15 protein-coding genes, 1 rRNA gene and 1 pseudogene are annotated in these 15441 nt (G+C 54.4%); 12 read left to right on the top strand and 5 right to left on the bottom strand.

Annotated features, from left to right (window positions below; translation table 11 throughout):
* From rrf to AQS70_RS24365, 3 genes and pseudogenes are all read left to right on the top strand, one after another.
* Positions 1-97: ribosomal RNA gene (gene rrf, locus AQS70_RS22920) — 5S ribosomal RNA — on the top strand; the annotation flags it as partial.
* A 184-nt stretch (positions 98-281) separates the two neighbouring features.
* A pseudogene (locus tag AQS70_RS24370) lies at positions 282-1343 on the top strand (HAMP domain-containing protein); the annotation flags it as partial.
* A 117-nt stretch (positions 1344-1460) separates the two neighbouring features.
* Positions 1461-2246: a methyl-accepting chemotaxis protein gene (locus AQS70_RS24365; protein ID WP_420912364.1), complete on the top strand. Its 786-nt coding sequence runs from the start codon at positions 1461-1463 to the stop codon at positions 2244-2246.
* Positions 2247-2291: 45 nt separating this feature from the next.
* Here the strand turns inward: AQS70_RS24365 and AQS70_RS22910 are convergent, their stop codons facing one another.
* Complete coding sequence (locus tag AQS70_RS22910; RefSeq protein WP_055105021.1) at positions 2292-2990, bottom strand: GntR family transcriptional regulator; 699 nt, start codon at positions 2988-2990, stop codon at positions 2292-2294.
* A 549-nt stretch (positions 2991-3539) separates the two neighbouring features.
* Between AQS70_RS22910 and AQS70_RS22905 the strand changes: the two genes are divergently transcribed.
* The 8 genes from AQS70_RS22905 to AQS70_RS22870 all read left to right on the top strand — a co-directional run bounded on the left by AQS70_RS22905 (position 3540) and on the right by AQS70_RS22870 (position 11470).
* A complete protein-coding gene (locus AQS70_RS22905; protein ID WP_055105018.1) occupies positions 3540-3797 on the top strand; it encodes a DUF2789 domain-containing protein in 258 nt (85 codons plus the stop codon).
* 100 nt (positions 3798-3897) lie between these two features.
* Positions 3898-4329, top strand: coding sequence for a MarR family winged helix-turn-helix transcriptional regulator (locus AQS70_RS22900; RefSeq protein WP_055105020.1), 432 nt, complete (start codon positions 3898-3900; stop codon positions 4327-4329).
* Entirely contained in the window at positions 4326-6416 is a 2091-nt protein-coding gene (locus AQS70_RS22895) for an FUSC family protein (RefSeq protein ID WP_055105017.1), read from the top strand. Before AQS70_RS22900 ends, AQS70_RS22895 begins: the two co-directional genes overlap by 4 nt.
* The gene (locus AQS70_RS22890) at positions 6413-6622 is read left to right on the top strand and encodes a DUF1656 domain-containing protein (RefSeq protein ID WP_055105016.1); all 210 of its coding nucleotides are present in this window, start codon (positions 6413-6415) and stop codon (positions 6620-6622) included. The genes AQS70_RS22895 and AQS70_RS22890 overlap by 4 nt, the downstream gene beginning before the upstream one ends.
* Positions 6619-7521 carry an efflux RND transporter periplasmic adaptor subunit gene (locus AQS70_RS22885; protein ID WP_055105015.1) on the top strand — a complete coding sequence of 301 codons (903 nt, stop codon included), beginning with the start codon at positions 6619-6621 and terminating at the stop codon, positions 7519-7521. Before AQS70_RS22890 ends, AQS70_RS22885 begins: the two co-directional genes overlap by 4 nt.
* A complete protein-coding gene (locus AQS70_RS22880; protein ID WP_055105014.1) occupies positions 7518-8963 on the top strand; it encodes an efflux transporter outer membrane subunit in 1446 nt (481 codons plus the stop codon). Before AQS70_RS22885 ends, AQS70_RS22880 begins: the two co-directional genes overlap by 4 nt.
* A 303-nt stretch (positions 8964-9266) precedes the next feature.
* Positions 9267-10748 carry a YdgA family protein gene (locus AQS70_RS22875; protein WP_055105013.1) on the top strand — a complete coding sequence of 494 codons (1482 nt, stop codon included), beginning with the start codon at positions 9267-9269 and terminating at the stop codon, positions 10746-10748.
* A gap of 458 nt (positions 10749-11206) precedes the next feature.
* Complete coding sequence (locus tag AQS70_RS22870) at positions 11207-11470, top strand: DUF3077 domain-containing protein (protein ID WP_055105012.1); 264 nt, start codon at positions 11207-11209, stop codon at positions 11468-11470.
* Positions 11471-11641: 171 nt separating this feature from the next.
* On the opposite strand, the gene AQS70_RS22865 is transcribed toward AQS70_RS22870, so the two are convergent.
* The 3 genes from AQS70_RS22865 to AQS70_RS22855 are packed head-to-tail and all read right to left on the bottom strand — an operon-like array spanning position 11642 to position 13459.
* A complete protein-coding gene (locus AQS70_RS22865; RefSeq protein WP_055105011.1) occupies positions 11642-11872 on the bottom strand; it encodes a DUF7683 domain-containing protein in 231 nt (76 codons plus the stop codon).
* A 55-nt stretch (positions 11873-11927) separates the two neighbouring features.
* Positions 11928-12182, bottom strand: coding sequence for a colicin E3-like toxin immunity protein (locus tag AQS70_RS22860; protein ID WP_055105010.1), 255 nt, complete (start codon positions 12180-12182; stop codon positions 11928-11930).
* A gap of 8 nt (positions 12183-12190) precedes the next feature.
* Complete coding sequence (locus AQS70_RS22855) at positions 12191-13459, bottom strand: colicin E3/pyocin S6 family cytotoxin (protein ID WP_055105009.1); 1269 nt, start codon at positions 13457-13459, stop codon at positions 12191-12193.
* Positions 13460-13763: 304 nt separating this feature from the next.
* Between AQS70_RS22855 and AQS70_RS22850 the strand changes: the two genes are divergently transcribed.
* Complete coding sequence (locus AQS70_RS22850; protein ID WP_055105008.1) at positions 13764-14741, top strand: 5'-nucleotidase; 978 nt, start codon at positions 13764-13766, stop codon at positions 14739-14741.
* 15 nt (positions 14742-14756) lie between these two features.
* Here the strand turns inward: AQS70_RS22850 and AQS70_RS22845 are convergent.
* Positions 14757-15441 (bottom strand): TolC family protein (locus AQS70_RS22845; RefSeq protein ID WP_162233924.1); only part of this gene is annotated, 685 nt, incomplete at its 5' end.

Below are 15441 nucleotides of genomic sequence, written 5' to 3'. Positions count from 1 at the left end.
TGGAACCACCTGATCCCATCCCGAACTCAGTAGTGAAACGATGCATCGCCGATGGTAGTGTGGGGTTTCCCCATGTGAGAGTAGGTCATCGTCAAGATTGAATTCCGAAACCCCTGTCTGCTAGCGCAGACAGGGGTTTTGTTTTTGCGCGACGAAAATTCCCAAACGTCCTTATGCCATCAGTAGATCTTACAAGCGCAACAGGGCATTCGTCGGCTAAAGCAAAAAACTGCTACAAGAGGCTAAGTTTTTAGCCGTGGATGCCGACAGCTTGTTGAGCAATGTGTAATGAGTTGAACAGTCATACAGACTCTTGGGTTTCAACCTACACGCCTCCATCCTTTCGGCATAAGAAGTACCATGCGATGAATCTCAAGTTCAGTCATAAAATTCTTCTGGCCGCTTCAGGCGTCGTAGTTTTGGCGTTTGCTTTATTCGCCTTATATAACGATTACCTGCAGCGAAATACCATCAGGCAGGATATCGACTCGTCCGTGCAGCAGGCAGGCAAGTTAACTGCCAGCAGTGTTCAGAATTGGTTGAGTGGTCGCATTCTGGTGTTAGAGAGCCTTGCACAAAACATAGCCCACCAAGGTAATGGCGCCGACCTCCCGGGACTGATTGACCAGCCTGCGCTCACCTCGAACTTTCAGTTCACTTATATTGGGCAGGCCAACGGGGTATTTATCCAGCGACCTGACGCCGAGATGCCAGACGGCTATGACCCTCGCGAGCGGCCTTGGTACAAACAGGGTGTCAGCGCCGGTAAGACAATGCTGACTCCGCCTTATATGGCCACTGTAGGAGGTCTGATCCTCACCATAGCCATGCCCGTCAAAAAAGACGATCAGTTGTTGGGTGTGATTGGCGGGGATTTGAGCCTAGATAGCTTGGTCAACATAATCAATTCAGTAGATTCCGGTGGTTTGGGTTACGCATTTCTTGTGAGTGGTGACGGGCAGGTCATTGTCAGTCCAGATAAAGACCAAGTGATGAAGAACCTGCGGGATATTTATCCGACCAGCTCGTTGAAGATTGAAAAAGGCATTCAAGACGTGATGCTCAACGGGCAGGAGCGAATCGTCTCGTTTACCCCGGTGAAAGGTTTACCCTCTGCAGACTGGTACATCGGTCAGTCATTGGATAAAGACAAAGCGTACGCTTCGCTTTCTAAATTCCGAACTTCAGCATTAATCGCTGTAGTCGTCGCTGTGGCGGTGATTACAGTCTTACTGAGTCTGTTGATTCGAGTCCTGATGCGTCCGCTGACGACCATGGGCCGTGCTATGCAAGATATCGCGCAAGGTGAAGGCGATCTGACGCGTCGCTTGGCAATTGAGAATAAAGACGAGTTTGGCGAATTAGCTGGCTCCTTCAATCAATTCGTTGAGCGAATTCATGCGTCCATTTCTGAGGTTTCATCCGTAACCCGACAAGTGCATGACTTATCGGAGCGAGTGATGGCCTCCTCCAACGCATCAATCACTGGCTCGGACGAGCAAAGCGCGAGAACCAACAGCGTGGCCGCAGCCATCAACGAGCTAGGTGCTGCGACCCAAGAGATCGCACGCAATGCCGCCGACGCCTCGCAGCATGCCAGTGGTGCGAGTGAGCAGGCAGATGATGGCCGTAAAGTGGTTGATCAGACCATTCAGGCCATGACCGAACTCTCGCAGAAGATCAGCGTGTCATGTGCTCAGATCGAAACCCTGAATGCCAGTACCGACAACATTGGCCACATACTCGATGTAATCAAAGGCATCTCCCAACAAACCAACTTGCTGGCCCTCAACGCGGCCATTGAGGCTGCGCGTGCCGGTGAAGCAGGTCGTGGGTTTGCCGTTGTGGCGGATGAGGTGCGTAACCTCGCCCATCGCACTCAGGAGTCGGCAGAGGAAATTCATAAAATGATTACCTCGCTGCAAATTGGCTCTCGCGAAGCGGTTAACACCATGAACGCCAGCCAGATTTCCAGCGAGGACAGTGTGCAAGTTGCCAATCAGGCAGGTGCACGCTTGATCAGTGTTACCCAGCGTATAGAAGAAATTGACGGCATGAATCAATCGGTGGCAGCAGCCACTGAAGAGCAAACTTCAGTGGTTGAAAGCCTCAACGTGGATATCAACCACATCAACCTGCTAAATCAGCAGGGTGTAGTGAACCTCAACGAAACGCTCAAAGACTGCGATGCGCTTTCACAACAAGCGAGTCGCCTCAAGCAATTAGTCGACAGTTTCAAAATTTGATCCGTCCCTATAACTGACTTACCCACAGCTCTGACATTACGCATGTTAGAGCTGTTTTAGTTTTTGGCTGTCCAAGTAGCGGGTAATGGCATTCACGCCGCGTTGAAGATGCTGTTCCAGTTCTTTGATACAACCCTCAACGTCCCTCGCCTTAGCGTGGCGCAGTAACGCTCGATGATCATCCTGACACAACTTCCCCACACCCATTTTCTCGAGGTTAAAGCGCAGAAAGCGCTCTTCTTCAACAAGCCCATTTTCGATCAAAGCCAGTAATTTTTTGTTTGGGGCTTTACTGTAAAGCGCTTGATGAAAGAGCCGATTGAGAGTGCCTATTTTTTCGAAATCAGTTTCGGCCTCAAGCGAGTCAATACAGTCGGAGGCTGTCTTGAAATCCTCGTCACTCAGCAGCGGCAATGACAAGCGCAAAGCTTGCGCCTCTAGTAGAAACCGCAGCTCATAAGTTTCCAGTGAGTCGTCTTCAACCAATGACGCAACCACCGCGCCTTTGTATTGAACTACCTTTAACAGTCCTTGAGATTCGAGCTGTCGTAAAGCCTCACGAACCGGCATGCGACTCACGCCGAACAGCGCGGCCAATGCTTGCTGGCGAAGGGCCGTGCCGTAAGGTAATCGCCCGTCGAGGATAGCGTTACGCAAAGACTCCTCAATCACTGACCGCGCTAAATGGGCAGGTATAGGCCCGAGTGTTTCAATGCTGCTTAATGGATTCTTGTTAACGGCCACGTTGGCGCTACCCACGGCAGAAATTCAGTCTATTGATGTAAAGCCAGCTCACGTTAGATACTGGCCTGAGCTCTGTCAAACCTTGTTACGAATAAGCCTCGGTATCTAGAAATACATCCTAGAGAGCAGTCTTGCCAGTCATATTTAAAGCGGATCAGCCGCGCTAACTAATTTGTCTCCTAAGCTGTCACACGGGCCTAAGCTTAAGGGTGGCTATACGCCAAATAATCACCATGGGCGTTAGAGAAGTTCGCAAGTATTCGCTACTGGGGATGTTGCTGCCTTGGCGTGTGGGTCTTGTGGATTAATTGCAACACATGAACGAGCTAAAAGCCGGTGGCGATGTGCGCTGGCAACCGCCCGTCGATACACATTCTTTACCGGCCATGGTTTGACTGATCAGCAGTAGCGAACAACCGGATGACTTTGCACCTATTCCGCCGGGATGGGACAAAACTCAGGATCTGACCATCGACGGCACCCTAGTTCGACTATATTTGACCTGCGATGCTAATCACGGTTGTCACGATTCTAAAGGGAGTTCACGTCATGCAAGCGCCCATCCATAGTCTTGCGTCACTGTTCAAGCAATTGGGTCTGCCTGCAGAGCCTGAAGATATTGAGAAATTCGTAACGTCGCACTCACCGCTCAAGCCCAGTCTTAAACTGGCGGACGCGTTTTTTTGGACACCCTCGCAAGCTGAATTTTTGCGTGACGAAATACTCGAAGATGCAGATTGGGCTGAAGTGGTCGATCAACTGAACCTCATGCTGCGCAAAAAACCGATCACGGGTAAGCAGAATTAATTAGTAACACTTGACGATGACTATTTGCCCGCGCAAACTAAATAGTTAGCAAACTAACATTATGTGATGCCTCTTGCCCGACACTCTTGATCAACTCCAATTGAACATCAGCACCGGTATGGTGGTGGCTACTCGCCATTGGCGTCGCGTCTGCCAAACCACGCTGATCAACTACGGGATCTCCGAAGCCTGCGCCATGCCGCTGCTAATTATCGGCCGCTTGGGTGAGGGCGTGCGCCAAGTGACCGTGGCCCAGGCTGCGGGTATGGAAAGCCCGTCGCTGGTGCGCCTGCTCGACCAAATGTGCAAAGCGGGTTACGTCGTGCGCAACGAAGACGCCAGTGATCGCCGCGCCAAAACCTTGAGCCTGACAGACACCGGTCGCACGCTGGTGCAGTCGATTGAGGCGCAGTTGGTGCAACTCAGGCGTGCTGCGCTGGCCGACGTTTGTGTAGCGGATCAAGAAGCCGCGCTAAGAGTGATCAAAGCCTTTGAAGCGGCAGGCCAACTGCCTGAAGGAGTCGTTTCTTGAACGGCTTTTTCAGCAGCATGCCGCCCGCCCGAGACTGGTTCTATGGCGTACGTACTTTTGCGGCGTCCATGATCGCGCTGTATATCGCGTTGCTGATGGAAATGCCTCGCCCCTATTGGGCGATGGCAACGGTGTACATCGTCTCCAGCCCCTTTGTCGGCCCCACCAGTTCCAAGGCGGTCTACCGCGCCCTTGGTACGCTGCTGGGGGCTAGCGCTGCTGTTTTCTTTGTACCGCTATTTGTGCAAACACCGTTTTTGTTGGTACTGGTTATTGCGCTATGGACAGGCATCCTGCTGTTTTTGTCATTGCACCTGCGCACTGCTAACAGCTATGTCTTCATGCTGGCGGGCTACACCATGCCGATGATCGCATTGCCGATTGTGGATAACCCGCTAAACGTGTTTGACATCGCCGTCTCACGCACTGAAGAGATCATGCTCGGCATTGTCTGTGCGGCCGTGGTAGGCAGCATGTTCTGGCCGCGACGTCTGACACCGGTGTTTGTCGACTCGTCGGCCAAATGGTTCTCCGACGCCGCCCAGTACAGTCAGTACTTTCTGTCCCGTGAGGTAGACCCAGGTAAAGTCAGTGGCTTGCGCTCATCAATGGTGCAGACCTTTAACACCCTTGAACTGATGATTGGGCAGTTACCTCACGACGGCGCGCACCCGCAAACCGTGCGTAATACCAAAGAGCTGCGCGGGCGGATGATCCATTTACTGCCCGTCGTGGATGCGTTGGATGATGCCCTTTACGCTCTTGAGCGACGGACCCCAGAGCTGGTAGAAAAAGTCACGCCATTGTTAGATCACGCGCGCACATGGCTTGAAAAAACCAGCGACGGTGCCCCTGTCGAACAATGGGAAGCACTGCGCAATGAGCTGAAACAGCTGCAACCCAGCGCCGAAGCCTTGGATGATCGGCACCAATTATTACTCTCCAACGTGCTCTATCGACTGGGCGAGTGGATCGACTTGTGGCAAGACTGCCGCAGCTTGCAACAAGCCATTGCAACAGGCAATCAAGACGTTTGGCGAGCGGTTTACCGGCACTGGCGACTCGGTCGACTGACGCCGTTTCTGGATCGCGGTCTGATGCTCTACTCAGCGTTTTCCACCGTGACGGCGATTGTTGTCGCCTGTGTGCTGTGGATCCTCTTGGGCTGGACTGACGGCGCCAGCGCGGTCATTTTGGCGGCCGTTGCCTGCAGCTTCTTCGCGGCCATGGACGATCCGGCACCGCAGATTTACCGGTTCTTTTTCTGGACCTCGCTCTCCGTCCTGTTTGCCAGCTTGTACCTGTTTGTGATCTTGCCCAACCTGCACGATTTCCCCATGTTGGTGCTCGCATTCGCCGTACCGTTTATTTGCGTCGGCACCCTTACGGTCCAGCCGCGCTTTTATCTCGGCACCTTGCTGACTATCGTCAACACCGCGTCATTCATCAGCATTCAGGGGGCTTACGACGCTGACTTTCAGGTGTTCTTAAACGCTAACTTGGCAGGTCCTATTGGGCTGCTCTTTGCTTTTATCTGGACCCTAATTGCACGGCCTTTTGGTGCGGAGCTGGCAGCTAAACGACTGACCCGCTTCAGCTGGCGCGACATTGTCAGGCTGACCAAGCCCGCGACCTTGGCGAAACACCGACACATGGGTGCGCAAATGCTCGACCGTTTGATGCAGCACCTTCCGCGGCTGGCCATGACCGGGCAAGACACCGGTGTTGCTTTGCGTGAACTACGTGTTGCGCTTAACCTCCTAGACTTGCTGGCCTACGCACCACGGGTGACTGGCGGGCCGCAATTGTTACTGCGTCAGGTCGTCAGTGATGTAGGCGATTACTTTCGCGACTGCCTGAAAACCGGAGAGCGCCTTCCTATTCCGAGTGGCTTGCAAATGACCTTGGACCGAACCCGTCGGGCGCTCAATGCAAACGCGCTGCAAGATCAGAGCGAGGCACGGATCCATCTGCTACATGCCCTTAGCGGTTTGCGTTTAGCACTGTTGCCGGGTGTCGAATTCATTGTGGATAACGATGATCTGCAACACCCGCATGTCCAAGGTATTGATGGAGCGCCGCTATGATCGGAGACATCGACATCAGCGGGGTTTTTCTGCCTACGCTCTTGGTACTGATGGGCATCACCTACTTACTGTTTTTAGTGGTTCACGCGGTACTTACGCGTCTGCACTTTTACCGCTTGGTCTGGCACCGGGCTTTGTTCAACGTTGGTCTCTACGCTCTGCTGCTGGGCGTTGTGGATTCGTTTAGTCGATATCTGATGACATGAAAAAACCTTTACTGACCTTGGGCCGCGTTGTTCTCACTTTATTGGTGGTAGCGTTTGCCTGCGTCGTGGTCTGGCGCATGACCATGTATTACATGTTTGCCCCCTGGACGCGTGATGGCCACATCCGTGCTGACGTGGTGCAAATCTCACCTGATGTTTCGGGCCTCATCAAGCAAGTAGAGGTGCGCGACAACCAACTTGTGACGCGAGATCAGGTCTTATTCGTTATCGACCAAGACCGCTTCAAGCTGGCATTGCGTCAGGCGCAGGCGACCGTTGCCGACCGCAAAGAAACATTGGCTCAAGCCCAGCGTGAAAATCGACGTAACCGTGGCCTGGGCAACCTCGTTGCGCGTGAGCAACTGGAAGAAAGCCAGTCGCGAGAAATGCGCGCCCAAGCCGCACTGACGGAAGCCGAAGTGGCCGTCGACAGTGCGCAACTCAACCTTGATCGCACCGTGGTGCGCAGCCCGGTTGATGGCTACGTTAACGACCGTGCACCGCGGGTTAACGAGTTCGTGACAGCGGGGCGGCCCGTTTTATCAATCGTCGACAGTAGCTCTTTCCATATAGATGGCTATTTCGAAGAAACTAAACTCGACGGCATCCATGTGGGCCAAAGCGTTGATATTCGTGTGATCGGTGACGACGCTCGCTTGCGTGGCCACGTAGAAAGCATCGTGGCCGGTATCGAAGACCGCGACCGCACCAGTGGTCAAAATCTGCTGCCAAACGTTAACCCTGCCTTTAGTTGGGTGCGGCTGGCGCAACGGATTCCGGTGCGTATCGCCTTTGATGATGTGCCCGCAGACTTCCGCATGATCGCCGGACGCACCGCGACGGTTTCCATCATCTCCGACTCACCCAAAACCAAGCCGGTTCAGGAGACTGCGCAATGAAAGCTGTTCGCCTAGCAGCCGTAGGGCTCGGGTTGCTGCTGTCCGGCTGCCAGATGGTTGGGCCTGACTATCACCTGCCCAAAGACGCGGCCCTGCAGCGCTCTGACTTGCAAGGTGAGTTGGCGGGTGAGGGCGCCAACGTCGTCTCTGCGCCGGTGCCCAGCGATTGGTGGAAGCTCTATCAAGACCCGACACTCAATGAGTTGGTGCGCGAGGCAATGGCCTCCAACACCAACTTGCGAGTTGCGGCTGCGAACTTGGCGCGGGCACGGGCTCAGATTGAACAGGCGGAATCTGCCGGCGGTTGGAGCGCCTCGGTAAAAGCCGGTGCACAACGTATTCAAGAGTCCGGCGAAGCCTTTCTGCTCGCAGACAAAGTACCGGTGGCTAACGTCGGAGATCTCGGCATCAGCACGTCGTACCAGTTCGACTTGTGGGGCACCTTAAAGCGAGGCATTGAAGCGGCACAAGCCAATGCCGATGCCACGCAAGCGGCTGCTGACACCGCGCGCATCACCGTGGTAGCTGACGTGGTACGCGCTTACGTCCAAGTTTGCGCGGCCAATGAAGAGCTTGGCATTGCCAACGAATCGCTAAAACTTCAAGCGCAAACCACCGCACTGACTCAGCGTCTGCGTGATGCCGGGCGAGGCGATGAAACCCAAGTCACACGCTCTGAAACCCAAGTTAAATCGTTGCGTGCGCAACTGCCGCGCTACGAAGCCGAGCGCCAAGCCGGGCTGTTTCGTTTGTCCATGCTGCTGGCCAAACCCCTAGACCAACTACCCGCGCACGTAGCCACTTGCGCAGAGCTGCCGCACATTGCGCAATTACTGCCCGTAGGTGACGGTGCTACGTTGCTCAAGCGCCGCCCGGATGTTCGCCAAGCAGAGCGCCACTTGGCCGCCGCAACAGCCGAAATCGGCGTCGCCACGGGCTCGCTGTACCCGGACATCAGCATCGGCGCCAGCATTGGCACGGTCGGGATGATAGACAACTTGGGTAAGCCTGCGGCCAACCGTTGGGGCTTTGGCCCGTTGCTAAGCTGGACCATCCCCACCAATGGCTCGAGAGCGCGGATCCGCGAAGCAGAAGCCGCTACCCAAGGCGCACTGGCAACCTTTGATGGCGTGGTGTTAAACGCTGTTCGCGAAACCCAGACCAGCCTTGTGCAATACACTGCAGCGCTCCAGCGCCGTGATGCATTGGCCGAAGCGGATGCTTCAGCCAAAACGGCCGCTGACCAGACCCATCAGTTTTTTTCCGCTGGGCGCGAATCCTTCCTCTCAGACCTTCAAGCGACGCGTACCTACACCGATGTGCGGGCTCAATTGGCCGCCGCCAACACGCAAGTGGCGATGAGCCAGATAGACCTGTTCTTGGCTCTGGGTGGCGGCTGGGAAAGTGGGCGTGTTCAACCCTCGAACACTGCGGAACCATAAGTAGTCCTTGGGCTCATATCAGATCAGCACTAGCTGTCGAGGCATAAGGATTGCGCTATTAGTGGTGTAGGACATGTCCGCATGCTTAGGTTCGAGCGTGCGGGCACGCTCTGAGAGCTACTGTTTGAGCGGGTCAAGCCCATCAGTCTGGCTAAGTAGCACCTGCTTTCTCCTCCCCCTGCTACCACTGAAAAACAGCGTCGCCGGGTTCCGGGTGTTAACCTGCTGCCACTTTTGAGTCCACGACGGGCTCAGTAAAGACCGCACAACTTTCAACACAACGGACATTGAACGGGTCAATTAATGAACAAACCATTAGGCGTACTGGCAGGGATCGTTATCACCGTTGGGGTTCTGAATACCGCAGGCGCGTGGTACACCGGAACCAAACTTGAGGGTGAGCTTCAGAAATCTCTAGAGCAGGCCAACGTAGAGCTGGCGCAACAACTCCAAGGCACCACGACCCGCGCCACAATTGAGCTGGCTTCATTTGAACGCCACCTGTACACCAGCACTGCGCACTATCGTGTCGATATCCAAGACGACACAGACATGGGCAAGCAGCCCATGGTGTTTTTGTTTGAAGACCACATCGAGCATGGCCCTTTGCCGTGGTCGCGGATCAAAACCCTCAAATGGATGCCAGTGATGGCGACCAGCAATTACTCGCTGGTGAAAACGCCGTTCACAGAAAAGTGGTTTGCCGCGGCCAAAGATCAGTCTCCACTCAAGGGCCAGGTAACCATTGGCTACAACCGCTCTGTAGACGGCGACCTGACGTTGCTGCCTCTTGAAGCCAAGCTCGACGAAAACGCCAACTTCGTTTTCTCCGGCTTAACCATGAACGCACAGTCCGACGCTGACGGGCAAAATGTCAAAGGCAAAGGCTACATGGATCACCTGGAATTCGTGAGCACCACACCGGGTAAGCCGCGTGCACGAATCGAACTCAATGGGCTGACCCTAGCCAGTGATCTGAACAAGAGCGCCTTTGGTTTTTACTTAGGCCAGAACGTACTGGAATTGAGTGAAGCTCAACTGACGTTCGGCGAGCGTCAGTCAGTCGCCAAGGTTAAAAACTTTGAATATGCGGGTTCTGCCTCGGCCAAAGGTGACCTGATGTCCGGGCGTCTCTCTTACAGCGTGGGCGACTTCACGTTGGACGACAAACCTGTGGGCAGCGCGCAAATTATCATGACGGCTAGCAGCCTAGACATTCCGGCCATGCAGTCGCTCTTGGCGTTCTATCAGAGCAAAGCCCAGACTCAAGCTGACGGTACAACGACCTTCGCGCCATTGACCCAAGCTGAACAGACGCAGATGCAAGTCGACGTCAAAAAAATGTTGGAGGCCAAACCACAGCTGGCGCTGGAGAAGTTCACGATCAAAACGGCCAATGGCCAAAGTGACTTCAACGTGAGTGCCAACCTCGCTTCGCCGACGACCTTCGAGCAGCCTCCGGTCGAGCTAACCCAACAAGTATTGACATCATTAGATGCCAAATTGGTGTTGTCCAAACCGATGATTGCCGATCTGTCGACCGTTCAGGCACAGCTGGCCGGCCAGACTAACCCTCAAGTCATTGAGCAAACGGCCAACGCGTACAGCGAAATGGCGGGCGTTATGGCGGTACAAACGGGCCTAGCGAAAGTAGAGGGCAACAACATCTTGGCATCGCTCAACTACGCAGCAGGTCAAGTCGACTTCAATGGCCAGAAAATGAGCCTAGAAGACTTCATTACCCTGATGGAGACCCGCTTCGGCAACGGTCCCGACCGCCTCTAACGACGCAAGCGAGCTAGCCCGCAATAGCAGCCCTCGGTTATCAGATAAACCGAGGTGCCGCTATTGCAGGTAAGCGGCCTCAAACCAAAAACTCAATTGCCTGAGTAGGCTGTTCGCATACACAGCTCAAGAGGCAGGCGCATAAAAGCGCGGGTTCCTACGTGAACTGCGGCAATGGATGGCTTCTGGGTGTTGAGTGCGGGCGTACTGTGTGCCGTCACTGAAAAAAACAGTGGTCGGGCCTGGAATCCCGGATAACAATTACGCCCTTTGGCGCCATTCATCCTTCAGGGTATTGGCGTTTTTTGTGCGTCAGCCTTCATCTATGACGGCTGTGCGCGGGAGGTCTTCGGGCCTGCCGGGTTTCCTAATTGTCCCGGTTTCCAGCCTGCGTACAGCTGTCACCTTTTGCCTGGAAACAAAAGCGACAGCTCATAACCCAATTAGGAGCACGCTCAATGACCACCTCTTCTTCAATCAAAACCCTTGGCGCCGTCACCTTCGGTCCTTGCGGCAAAGATAGCCACGAACTCTTTCGCGTTAACCCCGATGTACCTTTGCGCCAAGCGTTGGAACACGTTTCGGCCTTATTGTATTGCGCTAAAAAGCTGGCGCTGGATGCCGCACTAGAAAAAGACGGCGAACGTCATGCTTGGGCGTCGCATTACCTATGCGACATGAGCAAAGCCGTGATTGACGACTTGTGCCTGCAAGCGTTCTAAACCCCAACCGGTAGCCCGCTTGGCTCGCGATCTTAAGATCTCAAGCTCGCAGCCTTCGGCAGCTCCTACAGGGTGGATTCTGGAGCCTATAAACATTAAACACCCACACCCTGCGTTGTTGGATCTTGCTCGCGATCTTTTGATCTTTAAAAAGATCGCGGTAAAAGCTCGTTATGCATTAACAGTGAGCTGAAAATCAAAAGCCAAGGTGTCGAATTTTTCGTTCACGAGTTTTTCAAGTGCTTCTAATTGATCAGCCCTCAGATCGTACCCTTCCCACCCTTGCTGCTCAGTTGTCCATGCCATAATTTCTTTGACGTCTTCGTCATTCCTCGCCGGTATCAAAAACTCATAAATTAGTAACTCTGTAGATTTGTCGAAAACCTCGATTACATACTTCATGGCTCTATTCTCCTGTTGCTAGGCGACAGTCGAATACAGATCTGTTCGGTTTTTACTAAGGTGTTTTTTTATAATTAAATGAAACTTGATAGTCGAAGGCGTTTAAATCTATACGATGCCTAAATAATGGCTGCAATACGATGATCCATTGATGACTAATATCAAAGCAGCCGTTATTGACGTCGTGCTCTGTTGATAAGTTTAACGCTTCTACGATACTGACATCGTTGCCCAAATCATCTGACGTTTCGTCCTCCACCATAAATTCCGTTTTTTTGTCGTACCAAGAAAGCTCAACTGTTAACCCCATTCCTCACCTCACAGATATTTTTTTATATTTCGATTGGTTTTAGGAAGCCCCATCTGCTCGCCGGTAATAGGATCGAAAGAGCCTAAGTGACTACCGTCGCTTGTTAGATAAACCTCAAGCTCCCCGTGTCTTGAATCCCATTCATAGACCCGTTTCCCCTTGGAATCTATCCAGCGATCACGAGTACCACCACCACCGATTTTAGGCGTCTTGCCCTTTACTCTAATGAGGCCATTGAAACCGGTAATAGCTTCTGTCTTGGGCGCCGAGTGGTACGAATGACCCGGCTCAGTAACCCCCTTGCGCGGCACATTCAACACAATATAAAGCGGCGATACCCCTGAGTCGGCCGGGAACACTAGGATGAAGTCTTTGTAATCCGGTGGGTAAACCGGGTTGACGATGAGGGTGTCGGCGGCTTTGGTCGGTGGATAGATCCAGATGTGCGGGGTCGCTGGCGCGCCTTTTAATGATGGAATGCCCAAGGTGTCTTGGGGGTTGACCGCGGGCGTCCAGATCAACTCGATGCCGTCTCCAAAGTCGGCCACGTGCTGCGAACCGCGCAGGCTGAACTGGATGACGTCGATCATTTCCCACTCGGGTTTTTGGCCGGTGTAGAAGCCATAGCCTTTGAGCGAACCATCTGCCTGCGGCTCAACGTACATGCGCATTCGGGTTCGGGCTTTCTTGAGTGAGCGCAGTTGATCTTCGGTGTAGAGCGAGCTATCAGCCAGTGAGGAAGGCCAGAAAAGGGCAACCACACCCACCAAAAACGCGCCAAGCATTGCTCCGCCGGTGGCTGCGGCAGCTCCAGAGGCAGCCGTTCCAGTGCCCGCTGTCACAGTAGCTGTACTGCTTAAGGCCAACCCCCCAATACCGGCTGGCACCGAGCCACTGATTTTTTCCAGTGCTGCTAACCCGGTGCTGTCTGCTTGTCGCGCCCCCAAAATCGCGAAGTTGCCGTAATCGCTTAAGCTGTCGACGGGCACGAAGCCCGAAGGGTCGGTGTAGTTGATAACGGCATCTGGGAGTTTATTGCACTTGGCGAATACGCAGCCTCGGCGCTCAGGCCTCGGCTGATGTTGCTCTGCCGCAGCCTCCGCCCGGCGTCGCTCCATGTAGGCGTCTTGCCGGGCCTGAATAGCTTCGTAGGCCTTGATGCCGTCTGCTCGCGCTTTGAGTTCGGCAGGGGTCATGTCATCGAAATACGATTCCCCTTGGCCGCCATCGCCGCCGATACGCCGTAATGTTTGCGTCACGCCTTGCTTGCTAGCCATTGGGCGCCTTCCTATGGGAGAGCGCCGCACGGTATCGGTATGAAAATCGGATCGAAATCAGCAGGGGCTGGAGTGCTCGTAGGCTTGAAGAGTTTTTATTGACGGAAGGTCGACTGCTACGGGGTTTGCGCCCACCAAAAATGTGTAGGAGCGAGCTTGCTCGCGATCCTTTGATCTTTGAAGGATCGCGAGTAATCAAGCATTGACCGTCGACGCCAAACACATGGCCTTACACCGCAATAACAGCCGTAAATCGACTATCCTCGACGCATCAGCAGACGCGAAGCGGCATTTAGGAAACCCTATGGCATTTGATCTAAGCAACACCTTGGTCGTCGGTATTTCCGCTACCGCCTTGTTCGACATGAGTGAGTCCGACCAGATGTTTAAGGACGGGCTCGAAGCCGATCCTGCCAGTGTGATCGACAAGTACCGCCGCTACATGCAGGAGCGTGAAGACGAGCCGCTAATGCCGGGTACCGGTTATTACTTGGTCAAAGCCCTGCTGGACCTTAACCGGCATCGAAAAAGCGCTGACCAATCGCCGCTGGTCGAAGTCGTGGTGATGTCACGTAATAGCCCGGACACCGGCATCCGCGTACTCAAGACTATTCGTCGTGACCAGTTGGCAATTACCCGCTCGGCCTTTACCGGCGGCGAGTCGGTGGCCGATTACATCGACGCCTTCGACGTTGACCTGTTTCTGACCACCAACGTGGAAGATGCGCAAAAGGTCATTGATTCCAGACGATGCGCGGCGGCGATCCTCACGGCGCCACCGGCCAACGCGCCTCAAATCCCCGATGGCCAAGTGCGCATCGCCTTCGATGGAGACGCCGTGCTGTTCTCCGACGCCAGTGAACTGGTCTACAAGACCAAGGGCTTAGACGCCTTCCAAGCCCAAGAAGATGCGCTTCAACACACGCCCATGGACGAAGGGCCTTACGCCAGCCTGTTGATCAAACTTGCCAAGTTGCAAGAGCGCCTGCCCACGGGTAGCAAAGATTCCCCCATCAGAATCGCCATCGTCACGGCACGCAACTCACCCTCGGAAATGCGTGTTATCAACACCCTACGTGCCTGGGGCGTTTACGTTGATGAAGCTTTTTTTCTTGGCGGCGTAGGCAAAGCCAAAGTGCTGACCGCCTTCAACCCGCATATCTTCTTCGATGATCAGGATGTTCATTTAGAAGCGGCCGCCACACTGGTGCCTTCCGGCAAAGTGCCGTACCTGACCCGAACCGAACTGCTGGCCCCAACGGATAAAGAAGAGCGTGTGTGAGAAATCGCGGCCCCACTACATAGAGGCCACAAAGGTGGGTGCGCGGCTGTTCGAGCCCCAAGCCAGCGCTTTGTAGAGGGCAATGACATGGATATACGAAGCGGTTTCTGCCTGAGCCAGCTCTTGGCGAATCTCGTACAGTGCGCGCTGATTTTCCAGCACCGCCATGTAGCTGCCCGACCCTGCGCGGTAACGACTCTGCGCGATATCGAGTGCCGCGGCACTGTGGGTGGCCGATTGCAGTAGCGATGCCAAGCGCGTCTGCTGCTGCGTGAGCTGAGTGACCGCGTGCTGCACCTCCTCCTGCGCTAGCAGTAACGATTGTTCATAACGGGCTAAAGCACCGTCCGCCAACGCCTGCGAAGCGCGCAGCCGAGCACGAAGGCTACCTAAGTGCAATGCTGGCCAACTGACGCTGGGGGCAATCTCGAATGCGCGTGATGCGCTGCCTATGTCGCTGCCTCGCAACGCGAAGAAACCGATAAAGCCACCTAGGTTAAGGCGCGGGTACAGTTCCGCGGTTGCGGCTCCGACGTCTTCAGTGCTCGCCGCCAGCAGGCGCTCGGCGCGCACCACGTCGGGCCGGTTGCGTATCAGGCTATCGACGTCGCCTAACGGTAGTTGCCTAGCCAGAGGTGCGAGCGATAGCGCGTGGGCTTCGACCGCGTGGTGGCCCGCCCGATAGCCGGTCAGCACATCC

Source organism: Pseudomonas endophytica (assembly GCF_001411475.1).
GTDB lineage: Bacteria > Pseudomonadota > Gammaproteobacteria > Pseudomonadales > Pseudomonadaceae > Aquipseudomonas > Aquipseudomonas endophytica.
This window is presented reverse-complemented; position numbering and strand designations above follow the sequence as displayed.